This is a genomic window from Micromonospora sp. NPDC049230 (assembly GCF_040647875.1).
Lineage (GTDB): Bacteria > Actinomycetota > Actinomycetes > Mycobacteriales > Micromonosporaceae > Micromonospora.
In genome coordinates this window covers 175,634-200,294 of record NZ_JBEZCZ010000004.1, presented here as the reverse complement: position 1 = coordinate 200,294, position 24,661 = coordinate 175,634, and the positions used below count along the sequence as shown (strand labels likewise).

General features: G+C 71.4%; 23 protein-coding genes. 17 read left to right on the top strand and 6 right to left on the bottom strand.

The genetic code is table 11. From position 1 onward, the window contains the following. Positions 1–47: 47 nt before the first annotated feature. Positions 48–860 (bottom strand): helix-turn-helix domain-containing protein, encoded by an 813-nt coding sequence (locus tag AB0A95_RS05410; protein ID WP_357554423.1) that lies wholly within the window; start codon positions 858–860, stop codon positions 48–50. A gap of 236 nt (positions 861–1,096) precedes the next feature. On the opposite strand from AB0A95_RS05410, the gene AB0A95_RS05405 reads away from it, so the two are divergent. Together AB0A95_RS05405 and AB0A95_RS05400 are read left to right on the top strand one after the other, a co-directional pair. Beyond that, a complete protein-coding gene (locus AB0A95_RS05405) occupies positions 1,097–1,765 on the top strand; it encodes a DUF4097 family beta strand repeat-containing protein (protein ID WP_357554422.1) in 669 nt (222 codons plus the stop codon). A gap of 15 nt (positions 1,766–1,780) precedes the next feature. After that, a complete protein-coding gene (locus AB0A95_RS05400) occupies positions 1,781–2,620 on the top strand; it encodes an alpha/beta hydrolase (protein WP_357554421.1) in 840 nt (279 codons plus the stop codon). Positions 2,621–2,711: 91 nt separating this feature from the next. Here AB0A95_RS05400 and AB0A95_RS05395 read toward each other — a convergent pair whose 3' ends face one another. The 4 genes from AB0A95_RS05395 to AB0A95_RS05380 form a co-directional block, all read right to left on the bottom strand. After that, on the bottom strand, positions 2,712–2,972 hold the full coding sequence (locus tag AB0A95_RS05395) for a hypothetical protein (RefSeq protein ID WP_357554420.1): 261 nt from the start codon (positions 2,970–2,972) through the stop codon (positions 2,712–2,714). A 16-nt stretch (positions 2,973–2,988) separates the two neighbouring features. Continuing rightward, a complete protein-coding gene (gene sepH / locus AB0A95_RS05390) occupies positions 2,989–4,071 on the bottom strand; it encodes a septation protein SepH (protein WP_357554419.1) in 1,083 nt (360 codons plus the stop codon). 185 nt (positions 4,072–4,256) lie between these two features. Then, positions 4,257–5,384: a phosphoserine transaminase gene (gene serC / locus AB0A95_RS05385; RefSeq protein ID WP_357554418.1), complete on the bottom strand. Its 1,128-nt coding sequence runs from the start codon at positions 5,382–5,384 to the stop codon at positions 4,257–4,259. A 204-nt stretch (positions 5,385–5,588) separates the two neighbouring features. Continuing rightward, on the bottom strand, positions 5,589–6,695 hold the full coding sequence (locus AB0A95_RS05380; RefSeq protein ID WP_357554417.1) for a citrate synthase 2: 1,107 nt from the start codon (positions 6,693–6,695) through the stop codon (positions 5,589–5,591). Between the two features lie 284 nt (positions 6,696–6,979). Here AB0A95_RS05380 and pdxH point away from each other — a divergent pair, with 284 nt between their 5' ends. The 7 genes from pdxH (at position 6,980) to AB0A95_RS05345 (ending at position 13,144) form a co-directional block, all read left to right on the top strand. Beyond that, positions 6,980–7,609: a pyridoxamine 5'-phosphate oxidase gene (gene pdxH, locus AB0A95_RS05375; RefSeq protein ID WP_357554504.1), complete on the top strand. Its 630-nt coding sequence runs from the start codon at positions 6,980–6,982 to the stop codon at positions 7,607–7,609. Further along, on the top strand, positions 7,606–8,901 hold the full coding sequence (locus AB0A95_RS05370; protein WP_357554416.1) for an MFS transporter: 1,296 nt from the start codon (positions 7,606–7,608) through the stop codon (positions 8,899–8,901). The genes pdxH and AB0A95_RS05370 overlap by 4 nt, the downstream gene beginning before the upstream one ends. Before the next feature lie 18 nt (positions 8,902–8,919). After that, positions 8,920–9,849, top strand: coding sequence for an aldose 1-epimerase family protein (locus AB0A95_RS05365; RefSeq protein WP_357554415.1), 930 nt, complete (start codon positions 8,920–8,922; stop codon positions 9,847–9,849). Beyond that, a complete protein-coding gene (locus tag AB0A95_RS05360; RefSeq protein WP_357554413.1) occupies positions 9,849–10,451 on the top strand; it encodes a nitroreductase family protein in 603 nt (200 codons plus the stop codon). The genes AB0A95_RS05365 and AB0A95_RS05360 overlap by 1 nt, the downstream gene beginning before the upstream one ends. 187 nt (positions 10,452–10,638) lie before the next feature. Continuing rightward, entirely contained in the window at positions 10,639–10,944 is a 306-nt protein-coding gene (locus AB0A95_RS05355) for a type II toxin-antitoxin system VapB family antitoxin (protein ID WP_357554411.1), read from the top strand. Between the two features lie 88 nt (positions 10,945–11,032). After that, positions 11,033–12,193, top strand: a complete 1,161-nt coding sequence (locus AB0A95_RS05350; RefSeq protein ID WP_357554409.1) for an acyl-CoA dehydrogenase family protein — start codon at positions 11,033–11,035, stop codon at positions 12,191–12,193. Between the two features lie 99 nt (positions 12,194–12,292). Further along, positions 12,293–13,144: a DUF4230 domain-containing protein gene (locus AB0A95_RS05345; RefSeq protein WP_357554407.1), complete on the top strand. Its 852-nt coding sequence runs from the start codon at positions 12,293–12,295 to the stop codon at positions 13,142–13,144. Between the two features lie 407 nt (positions 13,145–13,551). Here the strand turns inward: AB0A95_RS05345 and AB0A95_RS05340 are convergent, their stop codons facing one another. After that, positions 13,552–13,761 carry a PspC domain-containing protein gene (locus tag AB0A95_RS05340; RefSeq protein WP_357072623.1) on the bottom strand — a complete coding sequence of 70 codons (210 nt, stop codon included), beginning with the start codon at positions 13,759–13,761 and terminating at the stop codon, positions 13,552–13,554. Between the two features lie 572 nt (positions 13,762–14,333). Between AB0A95_RS05340 and AB0A95_RS05335 the strand changes: the two genes are divergently transcribed. From AB0A95_RS05335 to AB0A95_RS05300, 8 genes are all read left to right on the top strand, one after another. Beyond that, positions 14,334–15,704, top strand: coding sequence for an L-serine ammonia-lyase (locus AB0A95_RS05335; RefSeq protein WP_357554403.1), 1,371 nt, complete (start codon positions 14,334–14,336; stop codon positions 15,702–15,704). 72 nt (positions 15,705–15,776) lie between these two features. Further along, on the top strand, positions 15,777–16,604 hold the full coding sequence (locus AB0A95_RS05330) for an ABC transporter permease (protein WP_357554401.1): 828 nt from the start codon (positions 15,777–15,779) through the stop codon (positions 16,602–16,604). Between the two features lies 1 nt (position 16,605). After that, positions 16,606–17,352, top strand: a complete 747-nt coding sequence (locus tag AB0A95_RS05325) for an ABC transporter ATP-binding protein (RefSeq protein ID WP_357554399.1) — start codon at positions 16,606–16,608, stop codon at positions 17,350–17,352. Between the two features lie 41 nt (positions 17,353–17,393). Continuing rightward, a complete protein-coding gene (locus AB0A95_RS05320) occupies positions 17,394–19,391 on the top strand; it encodes a DUF5941 domain-containing protein (RefSeq protein ID WP_357554503.1) in 1,998 nt (665 codons plus the stop codon). Positions 19,392–19,406: 15 nt separating this feature from the next. Beyond that, entirely contained in the window at positions 19,407–21,617 is a 2,211-nt protein-coding gene (locus tag AB0A95_RS05315) for a bifunctional glycosyltransferase family 2 protein/CDP-glycerol:glycerophosphate glycerophosphotransferase (protein WP_357554397.1), read from the top strand. Positions 21,618–21,740: 123 nt separating this feature from the next. After that, the gene (locus AB0A95_RS05310; protein ID WP_357554502.1) at positions 21,741–23,039 is read left to right on the top strand and encodes an ABC transporter ATP-binding protein; all 1,299 of its coding nucleotides are present in this window, start codon (positions 21,741–21,743) and stop codon (positions 23,037–23,039) included. A 95-nt stretch (positions 23,040–23,134) separates the two neighbouring features. After that, positions 23,135–24,115 (top strand): hypothetical protein, encoded by a 981-nt coding sequence (locus tag AB0A95_RS05305; RefSeq protein ID WP_357554396.1) that lies wholly within the window; start codon positions 23,135–23,137, stop codon positions 24,113–24,115. A 63-nt stretch (positions 24,116–24,178) separates the two neighbouring features. Then, positions 24,179–24,643, top strand: a complete 465-nt coding sequence (locus AB0A95_RS05300; protein ID WP_357554394.1) for a DUF4442 domain-containing protein — start codon at positions 24,179–24,181, stop codon at positions 24,641–24,643. Positions 24,644–24,661 lie beyond the last annotated feature (18 nt).

The following is a 24,661-nucleotide window of genomic DNA, read 5'->3' as shown; positions in this document are numbered from 1 at the left end:
GGTTGCGGCTCTTCGTCGCGCGGCCAGCTCGGCTCCCGCGGCTCGCGCTACGACCGGCTCGCCGCCTGGCCGCTCTGATCCGGTGCCGTCGGCGGGACCACCCGCACGGGGGCCTGCCCATGGGCCGAGGCGGGTGGGGCAGCGGCAGTCTCGGGTCCGCTGCGGAGGACTTCGCGGGCCTGCTCGGCGGCGCGGACGATGCTCTCGCTCATGAAGTCGAGGAAGCGGGCGATGTTCTCCAGGCGGGCGGCGGCCGGGGTGTGCGCACCGAGGAGGGCGACGCCCTGCCGCGCGGTGGCGACGAGCTGGTCGTTGGATCGGGCACTGGCGATCGTCGCCTGGTAGAAGAGCTCGTTGTCGATGACGTAGCGGTCGCGGCGGCGTTCGTCGCGTTCGCGGCGGACCAGGCTCTGGCCTTCCAGGAAGCTGATCGCCTTGGAGATGGACGCCGGGCTGACCTGGAGGCGCTGGGCGAGCTCGGACGCGGTGAGGGCGCCCGCATCGGTGGTGAACAGGCAGGTCAACACGCGGGCCCCCATCTTGTTCAGACCCGACGCCATGAGGACTGTGGTGAAGGCCTCCTCGTAGTCGGCCACGGCCTCGGCGTCGCGCCCGTGCTGCGGGAGGACCGCTGCCGTCGGGCGGGAGGTAGCTGGCCTGCGCCGGTGGGCGCGGCGTTCGGTGGCGCGGTGAGCCAGGTCGGCGCGGTAGCCCAGGGGGCCGCCGTTGCGCATCACCTCGCGGGTGATCGTCGAGGTGGGTCGGTCGAGACGTCGGGCGATCTCCGCGTAGGGGAGGCTGTCGGCCAGCCCCAGCGCGATCTGCTGGCGTTCCTGCTGGGTGAGTCGGCCCCCCGGCATCTGATCTCCCTGGTGATTCTTGGTGGCGGCCTCGTGGCCCCTTCACCATAGCTTTCACTTCTCACCCATTGCAACAGGCCCGATGGCGATCGTTGCATTGCCCGACACCATCGTTGCAATGATCTCACTGCTGTGAGCTGGAAAAACGTCTTACGGACGCAACATGCTTGTTGGCTGATTCTGGAAAGCAACGTAGCGTTTCCGATATCAGAAACAACGCACGAGCATCGGAGAGCATGATGAAGACGTTCGACACCCCCGCCCCGATCTCCGCCATCCTGAACGTCCCCGCCGGGCGCATCCAGCTCATCGCCGCGGACCGCGTCGACACCACTGTCGAGATTCTGCCCACCGACCCGACCAGGAGCCGCGACACCAGGGCCGCCGAACAGGCCACCGTCACGTACGCCGACGGCGTGCTGCGGATCGACGCCGCAACCCCCGGCAACCCGCTCGTCGGTGCTTCGGGATCCCTGCAGGTGACCGTTCGACTGCCCGCCGACTCCCGCATCGACGCCAAGGCCGCCAGCGCCGAGCTGCGGGGTGTCGGGCGCCTCGGCGACGTGATCTTCGACGGCGCGTACCGCCAAATCAAGATCGATGAGGCGGCGAGCGTCCGCCTCACCGCGATCGACGGCGACGTCGAGGTCGGTCGGCTGACCGGCCCTGCGGAGATCAGCACCACCAGGGGCGACATCCGGATCGCCGAAGCCGTACGCGGCGCCGTCGTGCTGACGACCCAGTCCGGCGACATCTCGGTCACCGCCGCCGCCGGCGTCTCGGCCGCGCTGGATGCCGGCACCGGCCACGGCGGGGTCAGCAACGCCCTCCGCAACGACGGCACCACCGCACTGGACATCCGCGCCACCACCTCCCACGGCGACATCGCCGCCCGCAGCCTCTGAACAGGACGGAACACGATGACGAACAACAGCATGTCCGCGACCAGTTCGATGTGGACCGGCCTGGTGCCGGTCGACGACACGGCCCTGGCCGTCACCGACACCGGCGGCCCCGGCATCCCGGTGGTCTACCTCAACGGCCAGTTCGCCACCCAGGGCTACTGGCGTCGAGTCATCGCCGACCTGGGCACGGGTTGGCGGCACATCACCTACGACGAGCGGGCTCGCGGCAGGACGTCGAAGCGATCGGCGGACTATTCCTTCGAGGCCGCCGTCCGGGACGTCGACGCCGTACTCGCGGCCCGGGGTGTGGACCGCGCGCTGCTGGTGGGCTGGTCCTACGGGGCGGTCGTCGGGGCGCACTGGGCCAACCGGAACCCGGAGCGCACCATCGGCGCGGTCCTGGTCGACGGCGCGTTCCCGCACGACTGGCTCGACCAGGCCATGGAGCAGCGGATCCGGAAGATGTTCCGACGGATGAACCTGTTCATGCCGCTGCTGCGCCCCACCGGTCTGACCCCGCGAATGAATGCCGACCAGATGGCGGACAGCAACATCGAGCTGGGCAGACTTTCCCGTGAGCGCGAGTTGGGCCCCGTGTTGGACGGCATCACCGTCCCGGTGCGGTACGTCGTCGCCTCCGGCACGTCCCTCGGCAGTCGCGGTGACGAGCAGGAGAAGATCCGTGCCAGCCTCGACGCGGTAACCGCCCGCAACCCGCACATCCAGATCGCCGCGAAGGTCGCCAGCAACCACGGCGCGATCCTCAAGAAGGACTTCCGCGCCGTCGCTGAGGCCGTGGGTGCGGTCGCCGCCCTTGACCAGGCGTCGGGGACCTCGCGAGATGGCCTGCTGTAGTGGGCGAGGCCAGCATTTCCTGGGTACGCCCAGTCCGTGTCGCCGTCGAAGGGCGGGACTCGGGCTGGGCGTTCGTCCTGCGAGCGTCCCGCTAGTCGGCCTCGATGCCGGCGGCGCGCAGGATCTGGCGGACCCGCTCGCGGCTGTAGCCGGTCCGCTTGACCAGATCCACCTGGCGGACACCGGCCCGGTACTCCGCCGCCATGGCACGGTGCAGCTCCGTGCGGGCCTGGTCGACCCGAGCCCGAGCTTCGGCCTTGATCTGCCGGGCGGCACGTGCGGCCTGATCTTCCGCCTGGGGCAGCGCCTCTTCAGCGGCCCTGCCTCGCGTCGATGGGTGGCCGTTGACCACCCATCGACGCGCAGGGTCAGGAAGACTCGCGTGCGGCCGGCCCGCTGCCGAAGAGCACGTCGTCCCAGCTCGGCAGGCGCTTGCGGGGCTTGCCGTTGGCATCCGTGGACTCGCCACCACCGGCAGCCGCCGCCGCGCCCGTGCGGCGGGGCCGCAGCACCGCCAGCGACGGCACGGCCGGCACCTCCTTGGGCGCGTCCGAGTCGTCGTCGAAGGCCGACCCCTGGCCGCCGCCGAGCAGCGCGGCGGCACCCCCGCCGACCGGTCGCTGCCGAGGCGCGTCCGAACCGGCAAGAGCAGCAGGGGTACGCGGCTCAAGGCCACGACCCGACGAGGCGCCCAGCGGGCGGTCCAGTGAGGCGAGCAGCGCGTCCCGACCGGCCCGGATCGGATCCCGGCCCGGGCGCGGGTGCTCGGACGCCGCCGGCAACCCGTGCCCACCACGGCTCGGCTCGCCGCGCGAGGGACCGGGCAGGCCGTGCCCACCCCGCTCCGGCGCCGGCTCCTGGCCGAGGATCGGCGTGGGTCGCTCGGCGCACAGGTATTGCGCCATGTCGTCGTGCGGGGCGACCGACTGCCGGGTCTTGTCGAGATCCCAGATGGCCTGCGCGGTGGCCTTGCCGGACGGCCAGGTGGCGATGATCCGCCAGGTGCCGTCGTCCCGCCGATAGGCGTCCCAGGAGATCTTCTCGGTGTCGATGCCGTGCTGGCTCAACCGGCCGTTGACCACCTCGGCGAGCGGGGTGGGCTTCTCCGCGCCCTTGAGCCGGGTGCGGCGGGCGTGCTGGGCGAGCATCGCCCGCTCCTGGAGGACCGGGCCGGCGTAACGCAGCACCCGGTCGACCGGCACCCCGGCGATCCGGGCGACGTCCTCGGCGGACTCACCGGAGCGGATGCGGGCCTGGATGTCCCGAGGGGACAGCGAGGGAGTCGGGTCGACGGTGGTCGGTGCCGCCGGCAGCGGCGGCGCGCCGGGCTCGGCGTGCAGCGCCCCCGAGATCCGGTCGTCGATCGGGAGGGCGAGCAACCGCCCGACCTCGTCGGCGAGAACCAGGGCATGGCCGTCCTCGGAGAGGGCGACGAAGCGTACTGGGCGCATAGCGTTGCCTCCGTCCCGCTTCGCTGGCCGCACGCCACGAGTCGGCCACCCAGGCGTCTCGGACCACCGTACGCGCATCTGTCTCGGGGTGGGGGAAGCGACACCCCGCATGTCGCGACTGAGCTGCGGCGATGATCACGGTCGGTGTCCGTGGAGGCCCCCACGAACACCGACCGTGACGAACGTCAGAGTCGTTCGATGACGTAGTCGATGGACGCGGTGAGCGCCTCGACATCCGCCGGCTCGACGGCCGGGAACAGCGCCACCCGCAACTGGTTGCGACCGAGCTTGCGGTACGGCTCGGTGTCGACGATGCCGTTCGCGCGCAGCGCCTTCGCGATGGCGGTGGCGTCCACCCCGTCGGCGAAGTCGATCGTGGCGACCACGTTGGAACGCAGGGCCGGGTCGGTGACGAACGGGGTGGCCACGGTGGACCGCTCCGCCCAGCCATATACCGCGGCGGCACTCTCGGCGGTGCGCTTGGCCGCCCAGGACAGGCCACCCTGCGCGTTCATCCAGTCGGTCTGCTCGGCGGCCAGGAAGATGGTGGCCAGCGCCGGGGTGTTGTAGGTCTGCTCCAGCCGCGAGTTGTCGATCGCGGTGACCAGGTCGAGGAAGGCGGGGATGTAGCGCCCGGACGCCTTGATCTCGGCGGCGCGCTCCAGCGCTGCCGGTGACATCAGGGCCAGCCACAGGCCACCGTCGGAGCCGAAGCACTTCTGCGGAGCGAAGTAGTAGACATCGGTCTCGCCGACGTTGACGTCCAGGCCGCCGGCGGCGGAGGTCGCGTCGACGAGCAGCAACGCGCCCTCGTCCGCACCGGCCACCCGGCCGATCGGCACCGCCACGCCGGTGGAGGTCTCGTTCTGCGGGGTCGCGTACGCGTCCACACCGGACTCGGCGACGAGCGTCGGGGCGCTGCCCGCGTCGGCCTTGCGAACTGTCGGGTCACCGAGGAACGGCGCGTCCTTGACCGACTTGGCGAACTTGGCGCCGAACTCGCCGAAGCTGGCGAACTGGGCCCGGTCGCGGATCAGGCCGAAGGTGGCGACCTCCCAGAACGCGGTGGTGCCGCCGTTGCCGATCACGACCTCGTAACCCTCGGGCAGCGCGAAGAACTCGGCGATGCCGGAGCGCAACCGGGCCACCTGGTCGCGGACCGTCTTCTGCCGGTGCGAGGTGCCCAGGTAGGTGGTGGCGACGTCGGCGAGTGCGGACACCGCCGCAGGGCGGACCTTGGACGGGCCGCAACCGAAACGGCCGTCGGCGGGCTTGAGGTCATCGGGAATCCGGATGGTCGGTGCGTCAGCCACGGTCTTGAAGATCCTTCCGCAAGGGCGAGGGCGGGCCCGGCGACACTGCCGGCCCTCATCCTCGCACCCGGACCCATCGGTGGAAGCCGGGCCCCCGAGGACTGGGCTGAGTCCTTCGCCACACCTCGGCGGGCGACCGCCAGGTGTACGCAAAAAAAGGGCCCCGCCCATCGCCAGGCGATAAGCGGGGCCCTTCCGTACAGCTCAGACGCCGTGCGGGATGGCGGCCCAGCCCTCGACGTCGGACGGCTTGCGCGTCTCCGGGCCGACGTAGCGGGCGGACGGGCGCACCAGCCGCTGTAGGCGCTTCTGCTCCAGGATGTGCGCGCTCCAACCGCCCATTCGCGCGCAGGTGAACATCGAGGTGAACATGTGCGCCGGCACCTCGGCGAAGTCCAGCACGACGGCCGACCAGAACTCGACGTTGGTGGCCAGCACCCGGTCCGGGCGGCGGGCCTGCAACTCGGCGAGCGCGGCCTTCTCCAGCGCCTCGGCGATCTCGAAGCGCGGTGCGCTCAACTCCTTGGCCGTGCGCCGGAGCACCCGGGCCCGCGGGTCCTCGGCCCGGTAGACGCGGTGGCCGAAGCCCATCAGCCGCTCGCCGCGATCGAGCACGCCCTTGACGTAACCCTCCGCGTCGCCGCTGCGCTCCACCGCCTCCAACATGCTGAGCACCCGGGAGGGAGCGCCACCGTGCAGCGGGCCGGAGAGCGCGCCGATGCCCGACGAGATGCAGGCCGCCGCGTCCGCTCCGGTGGAGGCGACGATGCGGGCGGTGAAGGTGGAGGCGTTCAGGCCGTGCTCGGCGGCCGAGATGAAGTAGGCGTCGACGGCCTTGACGTGCCGCGGGTCGGGCTCGCCGCGCCACCGCTTCATGAACCGCTCGACGATTGTCTGCGCCTTGTCGATCTCCTTCTGGGGCACCGCCGGCAGGCCGAGGCCCCGGGCGGACTGGGCGACGAAGGAGAGCGCGGTCACCGAGACGCGGGCGAGGTCCTCGCGAGCCTGCTCGTCGGAGATGTCAAGCAGTTGGCTGAGCCCCCAGTACGGGGCGAGCATGGCGACCGCCGACTGCACGTCGACGCGGATGTCACCGGAGTGCACAGGCACCGGGAACGGCTCCGCCGGCGGCAGGCCCGGCCCGAACCGGCCGTCGACGAGCAGCGCCCACACGTTGCCGAACGACACCTGACCGATCAGATCCTCGATGTCGACCCCGCGGTAGCGCAGCGCGCCACCCTCGCGGTCGGGTTCGGCGATCTCGGTCTCGAAGGCGACGACGCCCTCCAGCCCGGGTTTGAAATCGGCCATGTCGCTCTCCTGGATCTGGTCGGTGCGCCCGGTCGGCTCATCCGGCCCGGTCGGCCGAGCGCCCTCTAGGCGACCATCAGGGATGTGTTCGCAACATCTTGCCTGCTGAGTAACCGGATACGCGACCCAGGGCGACTGTGCTGCACGCGACATCCCCGGACGCGCATTCTCCGCCGGACTCGGTGAGACTGGGCGGTGCGGGCTGGCCAGCGCGGGAGGGCGTGCCGGCGGACCTGCCGAGAAGGAGTGGCGACGTGACGGGCGACACACCCGCCCCGGCCGCGATGCGTAACGAGTACGCCGCGGACCTGGGCCTGACCGAGGCTGACCTGGCCGCCGACTGGCACAGCCAGTTCGACAACTGGTTCGCCGACGCGGTGGCCTTCGGGCTACCCGAACCGAACGCCATGGTGGTGGGCACCGCCGACTCGGCCGGCCGGCCGAGCGGCCGGACCGTGCTGCTCAAGGGGTACGACCCGGAGGGCTTCGTCTTCTTCACCAACCACGAGTCGCGCAAGGGCGTCGAGGTGTCCGCCAACCCGTACGCCAGCCTGGTCTTCCCGTGGTTTCCCATGCAGCGGCAGGTGGTGGTCGCCGGACCCGTCACACCCGTCGACCGCGCGACGAGTGCCGCCTACTTCGCCAGCCGGCCGCGCGGCTCCCAACTGGGTGCCTGGGCCAGCCCGCAGTCACAGGTGGTGTCCGGCCGGGCGGCGTTGGAGGAGCGGTACCAGGAAGCGGCCGAGCGGTTCGCCGACCAGGCCGAGATCCCGACCCCGCCGCACTGGGGCGGGTTGCGGGTGCGACCCGAGTCGGTGGAGTTCTGGCAGGGTCGGGCCGGCCGGCTGCACGACCGGCTCCGTTTCCGCCGCCTCGACGAGGGTGGCTGGACCGTCGAGCGGCTGGCGCCGTGACGGGTGTGCGGGAGGCCCGGTCGCGCGGAGCGCGCCGCTGGGCGATCGACGTCCGTCCGCTGCGGGTGCCCGCGTACCGGCGACTCTGGCTCGGCAACACGGTGGCGATGTTCGGTTTCCAGTTCACCGCCGTCGCGGTGCCGGTGGAGATGTACGCCCTGACCCGGGACTCGTTCTGGGTGGGGCTGCTGGGTGTGGCTGCCTTCGTACCGTTGCTGGTCTTCGGGCTCTGGGGCGGTGCGGTCGCCGACGCCCGCGACCGCCGTGCGGTGCTGCTCGGCGGCTCATTGTTGCTCTGGGCATCCACCCTCGGTCTGCTGGTCCAGGCGTTGCTGAACGTGGGCAGCCCGGTGCTGCTGCTGGCGTTGATGGCGGTGCAGTCGGTGGCGTTCGCGATCAGCTCGCCGGCCCGCAGCGCCATGCTGCCCCGGTTGGTGCCCGACGACCTGGTGGCCTCCGCCACCACCCTGAACTACACGACCTTCACCGCCGCATCGGTAGCCGGCCCGCTCGCCGCCGGCCTGATCCTCGCCGCGTCGCCGGACACCACTGTCGTCCTGCCGATCGCGTACGGGGTGGACGCGGTGCTGTTCACCGCGATGCTCTGGGCGGCGCTGCGCCTGCCCGCGCTGCCGCCCGAGCCGACCGCCGACGGTGCGCCCCGCCGCGCCGGCCTGGCCAGTGTGGTCGACGGTTTCCGCTACCTGGCCACCACGCCGGTGCTGCTCCTCTCCTTCGGGGTGGACCTGATCGCGATGATCCTGGCGATGCCACGGGCGCTCTTCCCGGAGATCGCCCACGAGAGGTTCGGTGGCGGCGGAGCGGTCGGCCTGCTCTACAGCGCCATCGCGATCGGCTCGATGATCGGTGGGCTGACCTCCGGCTGGATCGGCCGACTCCGCCGGCAGGGCGTCGGTCTGGTGGTCGCGGTGGTCGCCTGGGGCCTCGCGATCGCCGCGGCCGGGCTGGCCCACCACCTCTGGCTGATGGTCCTGCTGCTCGCCGTGGCCGGTGCCGCCGACCTGGTCAGCGCGGTGCTGCGCCAGTCGATGCTGCTGGTCTACGCACCGGACCGGATGCGCGGCCGGCTCCAGGGCGTCAACACGGTGGTGGTGGCCGGTGGCCCGCGGCTGGGCGACCTGCGGGCCGGCACGATGGCCGCCGGGTTCGGAGGCGGGGTGGCCTGGGTGGCCGGCGGGCTCGCCTCGGCGGTGCTCGTCGTGGTACTCGCTGTCGCGTTCCCGGCACTGCTGCGCTACCGGGCGGCGGCGTCGAGCGGGGACCGGACCTGACCGGTTAGGGTCGCCGACATGGAAAGCCCCGAGCAGCGCGCGTTCTCCGGCGCCCAGTGGACCATCTCCGCCGCCGGCCACGAGGCCGTCATCGTGGAGGTGGGCGGTGGGCTCCGGACGTACCGGCACGACGGTGTCGACCTGGTCGACGGGTACCAGACCGACGAGGTCTGCCCCGGCTGCGCCGGGCAGGTGCTGGCACCCTGGCCGAACCGGATCCGCGATGGCCGCTACTCGTTCGGCGAGCGGACGCACCAGCTCCCGCTGACCGAGCCGGAGCGGCACGTGGCCATCCACGGGCTTGTCAACTGGGTGCCCTGGCAGTTGCTGGAGCAGTCGGCGGACGCGGTGACAGTGGGCTACGACCTGCCGCCACAGCCCGGCTACCCGTGGCCGTTGCGGCTGCTCAGCAGGTGGAGCGTCGGTACTGACGGTCTGCGCGCCGAGCACGAGGTGACGAACATTGGCGGCGAGTCGGCGCCGTTCGGGTTCTCCGTGCACCCGTACCTGCAACTGCCGGGCGTCGCGGTCGACGACCTGGTCATGCGGCTGCCCACCCGGGGCCGGGTGCTTGTCGACGGTCGGCTGCTGCCGGTCGGAGTGACCCCGGTGGCCGGCACCGAGTACGACTGGACCAGCCCCCGCCGGATCGGCCCGGCCGTGCTGGACTCCTGCTTCGGTGAGGTGATCCGCGACGCCGACGGTGGCTCGTCGGTGAGCCTGGCCGCGCCGGACTCCTCGACCGGGGTGAGCATCTGGGCCGATGCGGAGTTCGGCTGGTGGCAGGTGTTCACCGGGGACGCGCTCACCGGTGCGCGGCACCGCCGTTCGGTGGCGATCGAGCCGATGACCTGCCCGCCGGACGCGTTCCGGTCGGGTAAGGACCTGCTCACGATCAAGCCCGGTACGACCTGGCGGGGTGCCTGGGGCATCCGGCCCGGGGCCTGATGGAGTTCGCCGAGGTCGTCCGACGTCGGCGGATGGTGCGCAACTACGACCCGGACCGTCCGGTCCCGCCCGACGTGCTGGATCGGCTGCTCGACCACGCGATCCGCGCCCCGTCGGCCGGTTTCGCCCAGGGCTGGGGCTTCCTGGTGTTGGAGGAGCCGGCTGACCGGGAGCGGTTCTGGGCGGCCACCACGCCGGAGGGCGGTGGGCGGGAGCGCTGGCTGGCGGGGATGCGCAGGGCGCCGCTGATCGTGGTGCCGCACGCCAACGAGTCGGCGTACCTGCGGCGTTACGCCGAGCCGGACAAGGGCTGGACGGACCGGTCCACCGATCGGTGGCCGGTGCCGTACTGGCACGTGGACACCGGCTTCGCGGCGTTGCTGATATTGCTCACCGCGGTGGACGAGGGGCTGGGGGCGTGTTTCTTCGGCATCGCCCCGCAGCGGCTGGCCAGTTACCGGGACGCGTTCGGGGTGCCGGCGGAGTACCAGCCCATCGGTGCCCTCACAATCGGTTACCGGGCACCCGACCATCGGTCACCGTCGCTGCGCCGTGGACGTCGTGGAGTGGACGAGGTTGTCCGGCGCGGCAGGTGGAGCTGAGCGCGACGTCCCGTTCGTCCGAATGCGGATCGGACGACCGGTAGCGAAACTGACATCAGGGAGCAGAACGCAGCGCGTGCTGGGCGGCTAGGCTGGCACGGTCATCGGTGCCGCGCCGCGCGGTGCCCGCCGCGGCCCGGCTCGGCGCTGTCGGTCGGCCCGGCCACGGGGAGGGGAGCGTGCCGTCGTGATCTTCAGAGCGGTCCGGGACGGGCGTCCCTACCCGGAGCACAACCTGACCCTGAAGCAGTGGGCGGAGATCCCGCCCCGCCCACTGCGCCTCGATCAGATGATCACCACCAAGCGCGAGTTGGCGCTCGACAAGCTCCTCGCCGAGGATTCCACCTTCTACGGTGACCTCTTCCCCCATGTCGTGCAGTGGAACGGCGGGCTCTACCTGGAGGACGGGCTGCACCGCGCACTGCGCGCCGCCCTGCAACAGCGCAACCAGATCCACGCGCGGGTGCTGGTGCTCTCCGGGCCGATCGACTGAGCGGCGTCGGCCGAGGCTTCGCTGTCGGTGGAGGCTTCGTTGTCGGCTGACGCTTCGTTGTCGGTTGAGGCTTCGTTAAGGTGACGGCATGACTGCCCTCGATCTGCTCGACCTGGACTCGTCGCTCGGCGAGGAGGAGCGGCAGATCCGCGACGTCGTCCGCCAGCTCGTCGACGACCGGGTGCGACCGCATGTCGCCGACTGGTACGAGGACGGCCGGGTCCCGGCCCGGGAGCTGGCCCTCGAATTCGGCAAGCTCGGGCTGCTCGGCATGCACCTGACCGGCTACGGCTGCGCGGGCGCCTCCGCCGTCGCGTACGGGCTGGCCTGCCAGGAGCTGGAAGCCGGGGACTCCGGCCTCCGTTCCCTGGTCTCCGTGCAGGGCTCGCTCGCCATGTACGCCATCTGGCGCTACGGCAGTGAGGAGCAGAAGCAACGCTGGCTGCCGTCGATGGCCACCGGCGCGGCGATCGGCTGCTTCGGCCTCACCGAACCGGACCACGGCTCCGACCCCGCCTCGATGACCACCCGGGCCCGCCGCGACGGCGACGACTGGCTGCTCACCGGCGGGAAGATGTGGATCACCAACGCGCCGATCGCCGACGTCGCGGTGATCTGGGCGCGCACCGACGAGGGCGTGCGCGGTTTCGCCGTACCCATGGACACACCAGGTGTCACGGCCCGGGAGATCCGCCGCAAGATGTCGCTGCGCGCGTCGGTGACCGGCGAGATCGTGCTCGACGACGTCCGGCTCCCGGCGGAGGCCCAACTACCCGAGGCGGTCGGGCTCAAGGCGCCGCTGAGCTGCCTCACCGAAGCCCGGTACGGCATCATCTGGGGCGCGCTCGGCGCCGCCCGTGACTGCCTGGAAACCACACTGGCGTACGCCACCACCCGCACCCAGTTCGGTCGCCCGATCGCCGGCTTCCAGCTCACCCAGGCGAAGCTCGCCGACATGGCCGTCGAGCTGGTGAAGGGGCAACTGCTCGCGCTGCACCTCGGTCGGCTCGCCGACGCCCACCGGCTGCGGCCCGAGCAGGTCAGCGTGGGCAAACTGAACAACGTCCGGGAGGCCCTGGCCATCGCCCGGCAGTGCCGCACCATCCTCGGCGCCAACGGAGTCTCCGGCGAATACCCGGTGATGCGGCACGCCAACAACCTGGAGAGCGTGCTGACGTACGAGGGCACTTCCGAGATCCACCAGCTCGTCGTCGGGCAGCGGCTCACCGGGCTCTCCGCACTCGCCTGACCTGCCCTCTTGTCACTTCCTGACGCTCGACGCGCGACTGTCGCAGTGGGGCCGTACCGTCATTGACAGACGACGTGTCTGACGAGGACGGTGAGCGTGATGGCCCGCGATGCTGACAGCAACGAGCCCACGAGGGAGTTTCCCGGTTACCCGACCGGCGACGACCTCCGGGAGCGGTCGACCGCTACACCCGAGCCGACCACGGATACTCCGGGCGGCTCCGGAGGCTCTGGTGGCCCCGGTGGCCCCGGTGACCCTCCGGCCGGTCCGCCCGAGGGCCCGACCGCCGGTGGCTTCGGCGGCGGTGGTGGTGGGGCGGCCCGTGGCCTGCTCCTGCTGCTCGGCGCTGCCGCGCTGGCCGTGGTGGTGCTGCTCGGCATCCAGGCGACCGGCTTCCTGCCGGACTTCCGCAACCCGTTCGCCAAGGAGCAGACCGACCGCAGCCAGCCACCGCTGCTGAAGTCGATCCAGGACCTCAGCCGCTACGTGGCCGCGGAGGGCAACTTCCAGGTCGTTGTCGACACCCAGAACGACAGGCGCAACGTGCCGGACTTCCTGCTCAACGAGCGCACCCTGTTCGTCGGAGCCGGCAGTGTCGAGGCGTACGTCGACTTCACCAAGATCGGTGAGGGCGCCGTCGTCCAGTCCGCCGACGGCAAGTCCGTCGAGATCAAGCTGCCCGCCCCGCAGCTCGGCGAGACCAACCTCGACATGGAGAGGAGCTACGTCTTCGCGGAGCAGCGCGGTCTGCTCAACCGGCTCGGCGACCTGGTCGGCAACGACCCCAACCGGCAGCAGCAGGTCTACAAGCTCGCCGAGGAGCGGATCACCGCCGCCGCCCGGGACAGCGGGCTCTCCGCCCGCGCCGAGGAGAACACCCGCAAGATGCTGGAAGGGTTGCTGCGTTCCCTCGGCTACCAGCAGATCACCGTGACCTACGTGGCCCCCTGACCTGCCAAACCCGTAAGGCCGAGCGCCCGCCCCGACAGTCCGTCGGAGCGGGCGCTGCCCTTTCTCGCGGCCCTTCGCGCGAAGCGCACGCCATGATCCACTCGGCTTCATTGAAGTCGGGGTATCGCGACCCCCCGGACACCCCAGTTTCAGTAAACCCGAGTGGATCTAGAGGAACACGCCCCGCGCGGACGCCGCTCCGCTGCCCCGTGCTGCCCCGCACGCGCGGCACCGCCGCTCGGGCGTTGCCCGTGTCGCCCAGTGCTCACCGGGCAAGATCTGCGCAACTTCGGGGATGGTGCTGCCTCTGACGCTGGTGAGGCAGCAACTTCGGTGAAGTTGCTGCCTCACGGTCAGGGGTTCTGGCCTCGACGGGGGCGCTGGTGGCGCGCGGCGAGAGGCGCGGGTCAGTGCTGGGTGGAGGCCAGGTAGCGGTCCTCGTTCGGCATGAGTACCCACAGGATCAGGTAGACGATCACCTGGGTGCCGGGCAGCAGCAGGGACAGCAGGAACAGCAGCCGGACCATCCCGGCGGACATGCCGAACCGCCGACCGAGGCCGGCGCAGACACCGGCGAGCATGCGCCCCTCGCGGGGCCGGACCAGTTTGCGACTCATCGTCGTACTCCCACTCTGCGGCGGTGCGCCGCGTCTGCAATCCACGGTAGAAGGGGGTGGCCACCTCGCCCTCGGTCCTGAGGATGAGCGGCAACCCGTGGACCCGTAGGTGCTTTACCCGGGCAACCCCTCGCTGACGCCTCCCCGAGCCGTCCGGCGCCGTCCGCTGGGGCCCGCTGTGTCCGCCGCCGGCCACGGCGTCGGTCGGAGCCAGACGAAGGTCGCGCTCGATCCCGGTTGTAGTGGCATCGAGGGCGGAGCGAGACCACTAGATCCTGGATCGAGCGCGATCTTGCGGCGGGGCGCGGGCGGGGCGGCCCTGTGGGCGTGGGTGCGGGCGGTGGCCCAGCGAGGTCGGCGGGCCGGCGCGGGTGGCGGGGGAGGCGGCGGGCAGGTGTGCGCGTCCCGGTGGCCGGGTGGGCGTTGAGCTGGGCGGGTACGCTGGCAGATCGGCCACCCACACCCCGGGCGGCCGACACCCTACCCTGGTCGATCATGAGCAGGGCCGTCAGCTTGGCGGTCCTGACCCGGCCGGGTCCCGTACGCCGGGACGACGGCGAGGAAGCGCAGCCATGATCAGTGTTTTCGACCTCTTCAGCGTCGGCATCGGGCCGTCCAGCTCGCACACGGTGGGGCCGATGCGGGCGGCGCGGACGTTCGTCGCCGGGCTCAAGGCCGACGGGCTGCTCACCGATGTCGCACGGGTGCAGGCCGAGCTGTTCGGCTCGTTGGGGGCCACCGGGCACGGCCACGGCAGCGGCCCGGCGGTGTTGCTCGGGTTGGCGGGCGAGTCGCCGGAGACTGTCGACACGGACACCGTCGGCCCTCGGGTCGAGCGGATCCGGGCCGAGCGGCGGATCAGCATCCTGGCCGCGCACGAGATCGACTTCGATCCGGATCGGGACCTGACGTTGCACAGGCGTCGGTCGCTGCCGTACCACCCGAACGGGATGACCTTCGCGGCGTACGACGACAACGGTGCCGAGTTGCGCCGCCGCACCTACTACTCCGTCGGTGGCGGGTTCGTGGTGGACGAGGCGGCGGCCGGCGCGGACCGGATCAAGCCGGACAGCACCCGGGTGCGGTACCCCTTCCTGACCGGGGCGCAGTTGCTGGAGGTGACCAGCCGCACCGGCCTGTCGATCAGCGAGGTGATGCTGGCCAACGAGCGCTCCTGGCGCAGCGAGGCGGACATCCGGGCCGGCCTGCTGGAGATCTGGCGGGTGATGCGGGAGTGCGTGCGGCGCGGTTGCGAGCGGGACGGCGTACTCCCTGGGGGGTTGAAGGTTCGGCGGCGCGCGGCGGAGTTGCGGCGCGGCCTGGAGGCGGACGCCGGGACACCCGACCCGCTGCACGCGATGGACTGGGTGACGCTGTTCGCGCTCGCGGTCAACGAGGAGAACGCGGCCGGCGGCCGGGTGGTCACCGCGCCGACGAACGGTGCGGCCGGGATCATTCCGGCGGTGCTGCACTACTACAGCCGCTTCGTGCCGGACGCCGACGACGACGGTGTGGTGCGGTTCCTGCTGGCGGCCGGCGCGATCGGTGTGCTGTTCAAGGAGAACGCGTCGATCTCCGGCGCGGAGGTCGGCTGCCAGGGTGAGGTCGGGTCGGCGTGCTCGATGGCGGCGGCGGGCCTGGCCGAGGTGCTCGGTGGCACCCCGGAGCAGGTGGAGAACGCGGCCGAGATCGGGATGGAGCACAACCTCGGGTTGACCTGTGACCCGGTGGGTGGCCTGGTGCAGATCCCCTGCATCGAGCGCAACGCGGTGGCTAGCATCAAGGCGATCACGGCCGCCCGGCTGGCGCTGCGCGGCGACGGTGTGCACAAGGTGTCGCTGGACAAGGTCATCAAGACCATGCGGGAGACGGGCGCCGACATGAAGGTCAAATACAAGGAGACGGCGCGTGGCGGTCTGGCCGTCAACGTGATCGAGTGCTGAGTCCGGCCGATTCGGGGCATTCGTTCACCGACTGCTAACCTGTCGTCCGTTTCAGGAGGCGGGAGGCTCGCGGTGACCTCTGGCGTCGCGGCGTTGTGGTCGCACCGCAACTCGCTGCGCATCCTGGTCCGGCGGGATCTGGCGGTCAAGTACCAGCAGTCGGTCCTGGGCTACTTCTGGTCGTTGATCGAGCCGCTCGGCATGGGTGCCATCTACTGGTTCGTCTTCGGGGTGCTCTACTCCTCCGACACCGGTCGGCACCTGGGCGAGGCGGCCGGGTCGTACCCGCTGTTCCTGATCACCGGGATCTTCGCCTGGATGTGGACAAGTTCGGCGTTGAGTGAGGCGACGAACGCGCTGACCGGCCAGTCCCGGCTGATCACCACGATGAACGTGCCGCGTCAGGTCTTCCCGATCGGCCGGGTCACCGGCCGGTTCGCCGAGTACGCTGCCGGCCTGCCGATCCTGATCGCCATCGCGGTGGGCTACGCGGTGCACGGTCGGATCCACCCCGGCTGGTCGCTGCTCGCCCTGCCGCTCGCGGTGGCCGTGCAGGCCGTCCTGTTGACCGGGCTGGCCCTGTTGCTGTCCGCGTGGAACGTGCTGATGCGCGACGTGGAGCGGTTCCTCCGGCTGATCATCCGGGTGCTCTTCTACGCCACGCCGATCATCTACCCGCTCAGCCTGGTCCGGGAGTCGGACCTGCCGGGGTGGCTGAAGGTGGTCTACGAGCTGAACCCGCTGGTCGGGATCTTCCAGCTGCACCACGCGATCTGGTACCCGGACGAGTTCCCGGACGCCCGGCTGCTCGCCACGACTGTCGTCGGCAGCGTGCTGGTGCTGGCCGCCGGCTGGTGGTCGTTTCGCCGGTTGGAACCCGCAGTGCTCAAGGAACTGTGACGTGGCCGCGCCGATCATCGAGGCCGACGGTCTGGGCATCCGGTTCGTCCGTAACCGGCGTCGGCAGCTGCGGCTGCGCGAGCTGTTCATCCACCGGGGCGGGCGCGGCGCCCTGCCCGGTCAGTTCTGGCCACTGCGTGACGTGTCGTTCACCGTCGAGCCGGGCGAGACAGTCGGGGTGATCGGCCGCAACGGCACCGGCAAGAGCACCCTGCTGCGACTGATCGCCGGGGTGCTCATCCCGGACGAGGGCAGCATCCGGGTGCACGGCGCGGTGGCGCCGCTGCTGGAGTTGTCGGCCGGTTTCTCCAACGAGCTGACCGGGCGGGAGAACCTGCACCTGGTCGGTGGTCTGCACGGGTTGTCGGCGGGTTATCTGAAGCGGCACTTCGACGAGATCGTCGAGTTCGCCGGTGAGCAGGTGCAGGGTGCCATCGACACGTCGGTGCGGCACTACTCGTCGGGGATGAAGGTGCGGCTCGGCTTCGCGATCATCTCGCACCTGCCGCACCCGATCCTGCTGATGGACGAGGTGACCGCGGTCGGCGACGCGGAGTTCCGCAAGAAGTGTTACGCGACGATTGATCGTCTGCTCGGGGAGGGGCGCACACTGGTGCTGGTGTCACACAACGAAAAGGACCTGACCCGGTTCTGCCGTCGGGGGTTGTACCTCGACGCGGGCCGGCTGACGCTCGACGGCACCATCGCCGAGGCGCTCGACGCGTACCACGCCGCGGTCCCGCGGTGACGCTCGCGATCGTGCTCGCCGCCGGAACATCCGCGGCGGGCCTGACCACGTCGACGGGCGAGCCGCTGGCCGAGCGACTGGCCGCCCAGTTGCGCCGGGCCGGGGCCGCCGAGGTGCGCTTCGCCGGCGACCTCGACGAGTTGGCCGCGCTGGCCGACGCCGCCGACGTCCCACTGCTGGTCACCGGCACCGACCTGGTCGCCCACACGGCGGTGCTGCGGCACCTGGCCACCAGCCCGGTCGGGCCGACCGTGGCGTTGGTGCTGACCGACCCGCCGGTGCCCGGTCAGACCGCAGTGCGCGAGGAACGCGGTCAGGTGGTCGACGCCGGCCCGTTGGACGCCCTCGACGGCGACGCCACGGGCGTGTTCGGTGGTGCGCTGCGGGTCGGCGTGGACGACCTGCCGACCCTCGCCGCCGCGGCGCGGGCCGCCGCCGTCGGCGCGCGGCCGGTCACCGCCCCGCTCGGCCCGCCCGGCGACGTGTCGCCGCTGCCGGCCGCCGGGCAAGCCGGGCCCGACAACCCGGGGGCCGCCGTGGACCGGCTCGTCGCGGGTCTCGCGGCGCTCGGCACGCTGATCTTCGCCCAGCGGGTACGCCTGCTCGTCGCGCACCGGGTCGCGGACGCGCCCGGGTTGGTGGCTGCCGAAACGGCGGTGACCGCCGTCGACGAGGACCGGGCCGAGCTGCGGCTGTCGGTCAAGGAGAAGGACGACTTCTTCTCCACCTACTTCGTCAGCACCTGGTCGCCGTACGTGGTCCGGCTGTCGGCCCGGCTCCGGCTCACCCCGACCGGGGTGACGGCGATCTCGGTGCTGTTCGCGTTGGCGGCGGCGGTGCTGTTCGGCGTCGGCGGGCGGCCCGCCCTGGTCGGCGGCGCGGTGCTGCTCTACCTCGGCTTCGTGCTGGACTGCGTGGACGGCCAACTGGCCCGCTACACCCGGCACTTCAGCGCCTGGGGCGGCTGGCTGGACACGATGGCGGACCGGGCCAAGGAATACCTGGTCTACGCCGGCCTGGGCTTCGGGGTGAGCCACGCCGGGTTGGGCAACGGCTGGGCGCTGGCCATCGCGGCGATGACGTTGCAGACCGTCCGGCACATGACCGACACCTGGTACGGGGTGCTGCACGACGAGGCGGCCCGCCGACCGCGTACGGCGACGGGCGCCAGCGGCGGCATCGGCGACCGGCTGAACGCGGCGTCGACCCGGGTGCAGGCCGACACCGGCTCGGTGTCGTACTGGCTCAAGCGCACAGTGGTCTTTCCGATCGGTGAGCGCTGGGCGTTGATCGCGCTGACCGTGGCGCTGTTCAACCCGCTGGTCAGCCTGCTCGCGGTGCTGGTCTGGGGCGTGCTGGCGTTCGCGTACACCGGGGCTCTGCGGACGCTGCGCGCGCGCTGGATGTGGGTGCCGGTGCTGGACACTGTCGACGCGACGCTGCACCGCGACGACGGGCCGTTGGCCCGCCGCCTGCCGGCCCTCCGCCCGCTGGGGCCGCTCACCCTGGCGGTGGTCGCCGCGCTCGGCCCGGCGCTGCTGCTGGTCGTGGCGCTGCTGGGTGACGCGCCGGACGGGCTGCGCCGGGCGGTGCCGGTGGCGCTGCTGGTGCTGCTGGTCGCCGGGCTGGGTGCCGGGGCCGCGCACAACGGCCCGCTGGACTGGCTGGTGCCGGCGGCGCTGCGGGCCGCCGAGTACCTGTTCGCGATAGCGGTCGGGGTGGTCGGTGGCGTGCCGGGTTGGTTGATCTTCGGGTACGTCTTCGTGCTCACCGTGCACCACTACGACCTGACGGCCCGGCTGGAGAAGCGGCAGGCCGCACCGCCGCTGCACCCGGCCACGCTGGGCTGGGACGGGCGGTCGGTGCTGCTGGCCCTCGCGGCGATTGCCGGCATCGCGGGTATCGGGCTGGCTACACTCGGTGCGTACCTTCTCGTGGTTTTCGTGGTGAGCGTCGTCCTGGCCTGGTTCGTCCGACCGGCCCGTAGCGCGCGGGCGCAGGTCGCGCCGGTGGGCGCCGGAGGTGCCGCGCCACGCTGACGGAGGGACGGCCGGATGACCCTGATCAGCTTCGTGGTGCCGGCCTTCCGGGTGCAGGGATACCTGCGCGAATGCCTCGACTCGATCCTCGGCCAGCCGGAGACCGACATCGAGGTGATCGCCATCGACGACTGCTCGCCGGATGCCAGCGGCGAGATCATCGACGAGTACGCGGCCCGCGACCAGCGGGTCCGCCCGGTCCGGCTGCCGCAGAACGTCGGCCTGGGTCCAGCCCGCAACATCGGGCTGGACCGGGCCGTCGGCGAGTACGTGTGGTTCCTCGACGGCGACGACTGGCTGACGCCGGAGTGCCTGCCGGAGGTCGCCGAGCGACTGCGGGTGACCCGACCGGACGTGCTGCTCGTCGACCACGTCCGCACCCACTGGAACGACACCGCCACCCGCAGCGCGATGGCCGAGGTGTTTCCCGAGTCGCCCGGCACCGGCACCTTCCGGTTGCGGGACCGGCCGGAGGCGATGCGCCTGCTGCACACCGCGTGGAACCGGCTGGTCCGCCGGGAGTTCCTGGCCGACCTGGGGCTGCGCTTCGCGCCCGGCTGGTACGAGGATGTCTCGTTCAGCTACCCGGTGCTGATGGCGGCGCGGCGGATCGGCGTACTGGACCGGGTCTGCGTCAACTACCGGCAACGCCGCGCCGGTGCGATCACCCGGACCCGGGGGGACCGGCACTTCGAGGTCTTTCCCCAGTGGCACCGGGTCTTCCACCTGATGGACGAGTGGGGGTCGGCGACGGAGGCCCTGCGGCCGGCGGTCTTCGAGCGGATGATCTGGCACTACCTGACAGTGCTCGGCAACGGTCAGCGGATCGCCCCGGAGCTGCGGCCGGCGTTCTTCGCGCAGATCACCGCCGACTACGAACGCTGGCTGCCGCCCGGTGGCTATCCGGTGCCGGACGGGGTGGAGGGGATCAAGCACCGGCTCGTCGCCTCCGGCCGCTGGCACACCTTCAGCGCGCTGCGGGCCGCGAGCCGGGCGCGGGACGCCGCCCACCGGAAGGCGCGCACCGCCCGGCGGCGGGTCGGCCCGGTCGCTCGGCGCGGTGCGCGGCTCACCCGCGACGGGTTGCTGCGCGAGTACTACCGGGCGGAGCTGCGTCGGCCGATCGACTCGACGCTCGCCGTGTACGCCGCGTACTGGTACCGGGGTTACTCCTGCAACCCGGCGGCGATCTACGAGGTCGCCCGCCGGCTGGCACCGGGGGTGCGCGGGGTGTGGATCGTGCGACGGGACCGGGTGGACACCGTGCCGGCCGGGGTGGAGTACGTGGTCGCCGGCACCCCCGCGTACTACCGGGTCCTCGCCCGCGCCCGGTGGTTGGTCAACAACGTCAACTTCCCGGACTTCGTCCGCAAGCGACCAGAACAGGTGCACCTCCAGACCCACCACGGCACCCCGGTCAAGGTGATGGGGCTCGACCAGCAGCGTTACCCGATCGGGGCGGGGCGGATGGACTTCGCCGGGCTGCTGCGCCGGGTGGACCGCTGGGACTACAGCGTCAGCGCGAACAGCTTTTCCACCCAGATGTGGGACCGGGCGTACCCGGCCGCGTACACGACACTGGAGGTGGGCTACCCGCGCAACGACCGGCTGGTCACCGCCGGTCCGGACGAGGTTCGCCGACTCCGCGCCGAGTTCGGCCTCGGCCCGGACGAGCAGGTCGTGCTGTACGCCCCGACGCACCGCGAGCACCTGCCCGGCTATCGGCCGCCGTTCGACCCGGACCGGTTCGTCCAGGCGCTCGGTGACTCGGGCCGGCTGTTGATGCGCAGCCACTACTTCCACGATCGCGATCGGCATCCGGGCCACCCGGCGGCCTGGGAACGTGTTCGGGACGTCAGCGGCCACCAGCGGGTGGAGGATCTCTACCTGGTGGCGGACGTGCTGGTCACCGACTACTCGTCGGCGATGTTCGACTACGCGGTGTTGGATCGACCGATCGTGCTCTACGCTCCCGACTGGGAGGCGTACCGGCTGGCCCGGGGCGTCTACTTCGACGTGACGGCCGAGCCGCCGGGCGCGGTTGCCAGCACCTTCGACGATCTGCTCGACCTCTTCCGTACCAACGCGGTGCGATCGGACGCCGCGACCAAGGCCCGCGAGCATTTTCGGGGCCGGTTCTGCACTTTGGACGACGGGCGCGCGGCGGAGCGGGTGGTGCGCCGGGTGTTCCTCGGTGAGCCGGGCGAGCCGGCGGCGGGCTGCTGATCGGACTTATGTCGCTTAATGGCACCGTCACCGACCGAACATGAGACGTTTACCCGATGTCCTAAACTCATGATCCTGGTCACAGTCTTCTGGGGTTCGGCCGACGAGCTGGGGGGGAAGACGGTGAGCACCGTCACGCTCAAGGATGTGAGCAAGATCTTCAGGGACGGCACGGTCGCCGTCGACAGCATCAACCTTGATGTCAACGACGGCGAGTTCATGGTGCTTCTCGGGCCGTCGGGCTGCGGCAAGTCCACAGTGCTACGGATGATCGCCGGGTTGGAGGATCCGACCCACGGCGCCGTCCTGCTGGACGGAGAGTTGGCGAACGACCTGCCACCACGGGACCGCAAGATCGCCATGGTCTTCCAGGACTTCGCGCTCTACCCGCACATGACCGTCGGCGACAACATCGCCTTTCCGCTGCGGCTGGCCGGGGTCGAGCCGGAGCCGCGCGGGGAGCGGGTCGGTGACGTGGCCAGCGCCCTGGGCATCGGTGACGTGCTGGCCCGCAAGCCCGGTCAGCTCTCCGGCGGGCAGCGGCAGCGGGTGGCGATGGGCCGGGCGATCGTCCGCCGGCCCGGCCTGTTCCTCATGGACGAGCCGCTGTCCAACCTGGACAGCGGGCTGCGGGCGGAGCTGCGCGCGGAGATCTCGGGCCTGACCCGGGAGCTGGGCGTCACCACCGTCTACGTCACCCACGACCAGGCCGAGGCGCTCACCATGGCCGACCGGGTGGCCATCATGCGCCGGGGCGTCCTCCAGGACGTGGGCACACCCACCCAGGTGTACGGCCGGCCGGCGACCCTCTACGTGGCCGCCTTCCTGGGCAGTCCGCGGATGAACCTGCTGGAGGCCTCGGTCTACGTCCACCTCGACCGGTACGTCACGCTCAACCTCGGTGACCAGTCGCTCTACCTGCCCTGGAACGACATCCGCAGTCGGGCGGTGGCGCACTACCACGGTGAGCGGATCGTGGTCGGCATGCGGGCCGAGGCGCTCACCCCTGTCGCACCGGACAGCCCGGGCGACGTGCTGCGCGGGCGGATCCGCTACCTGGAGCACCACGGGCACGAGTCGCTGGCGTTCCTCGACATCGGCGCCACCGCGATCATGGTCGACGAGATGGGCACTCCGCTCGACCCGCCGCCGGTGGGCCAGCGTGGCCTGCGCCGGTTCGGCTCGGTGATGCAGCGACTCACCGGTAAGCCGGTGGAGCCGCAGGAGCCACCGAGCAGCGGCACCCAGACCAGCGTGCTTCCCGATCCGGGCCGGCACCACCGCCGCCCGGCGGAGCTGGCGGTGCGGCTGGCACCGTACCCGGCGGTCAGCGCCGGTCACCCGCTCGCCGTCTCGGTTCGGATGGACGCGCTGCACTTCTTCGACGAGCGGGGCGCCCGGATCGACGTGGGTTGGCGCTGACGACGCACCGGAGCGGGGTGGCGGCCCGGCTCCGCGATGTCCTACCGTCTGCCCATTCAGTCCATAGGTGACAGACCACCGAAAGAGGTGCGCCCGTGTCGGGTGACAGTCCCAGCCCGCTCGTCATCGAGCGCATCCTGCGCGATCGCGAGGGCGTCTGGCAGCAGATCGTGGCCGAAGGTGACCTGAACCGGCTGACCGGGCGGATGCTGGCCAGCTCCGCCATCGCGCTGGCCTGCTACGGGGCGGTGCTCGGCGCCTTCCACAGCCCATTGATGGCGCTCACCTCGGCGCTGAAACTGCCACTGCTGTTCCTTGTCACGTTGGCCATCTGCCTGCCCACGCTCTACCTGTTCAACCTGGTCTTCGGCGCCCGACTCTCGGTGCGGCAGTCGTTGGCGCTGGTGATGGTGGCGATCACCGTCACGTCGATGCTCGCTGTGGCGTTCGCGCCGATCAGCCTGTTCTTCCTGATCACCGCGCCCGACTACGGGTTCTTCAAGCTGCTCAACGTGGCGATCCTGGCCCTGTCGGCGCTTGTCGGGCTGCGCTTCCTGACCGGCGGCATGCAGGTGCTCAACGACCACGGCCTGCTCGCTCCGCCGGTCGCCACCGCCCAGGCCAACACCACCGCCCCGGCTGTGCCGGCCACCGCTCCGGCCGTGCCGGCAGCGGTGCCCGCCGGCTCGGTGCCGGCTGCCGCTCCGGTCGCGGGTGCGAGTGCCGAGCCGGTGGCCGTACCGGCCGGGTCGGCTCCGAACGGCGCGGTCGCCGTCGCGCCGGCGCACGTTCCGGCGCAGTGGAGCGGCCAGCCGGCCGGTGCGCCTCCCGGGGGCGCGGTGCCGGGCTATCCGCGCTCCTGGAACGAGCGCCCGGTCCGACGCGGCGAGCCGACGCAGCGGCCGGCCAGCATGACCCTGCTCTACATCTGGATCCTGCTCTTCGGTTTCGTCGGCACCCAACTGGCCTGGACGCTGCGCCCGTTCTTCGGCGACCCGGGTCAGGACTTCGCCTTCTTCCGCAGCATCGACGGCAACTTCTACGCGGAGATCCTGCGGACGATCGCCAATCTCTGAGCCTCGGCCGAACGTGAGAAACAGCTGCTTGCCGGCCTGGTTACCGGCTAGTAACGTCAGCTCATGACAATCGACTCCCGCCAGGTGGCGGCCGGCATGCTCGAAGCGGTGCCCTTCGCCCGTACGCTCGGCTTCGAATTCGTCGAGGTGGCGCCCGAGGCGGAGGGCGGGGTCCGGGCAGTCGTCCGGATGCCCGACTCGCCGGCCACCCACAACCACGTCGGCGGCCCGCACGCGGGCGCCATCTTCACCCTCGGCGAGACGGCCTCCGGCGCGGTCGTGCTGGCGGCCTTCGGGCAGCTGCTCGACCGGGCCGTGCCGCTCGCCGTCCGGGCCGAGATCGCCTACCGCAAGCTCGCCATGGGCCCGGTGCTGGCCACCGCGCGACTCGGCCGGCCGGCCCTCGACGTGATCGAGGAGCTGGAGTCCGGCCGAAGGCCGGAATTCGGCGTGGAGGTGGAGATCGCCACCGAGGACGGCACGCCGACCTCGGCGATGACGGTGATCTGGACACTGCGGCCGAACTGAACCGTGTCGCGGAGGCCG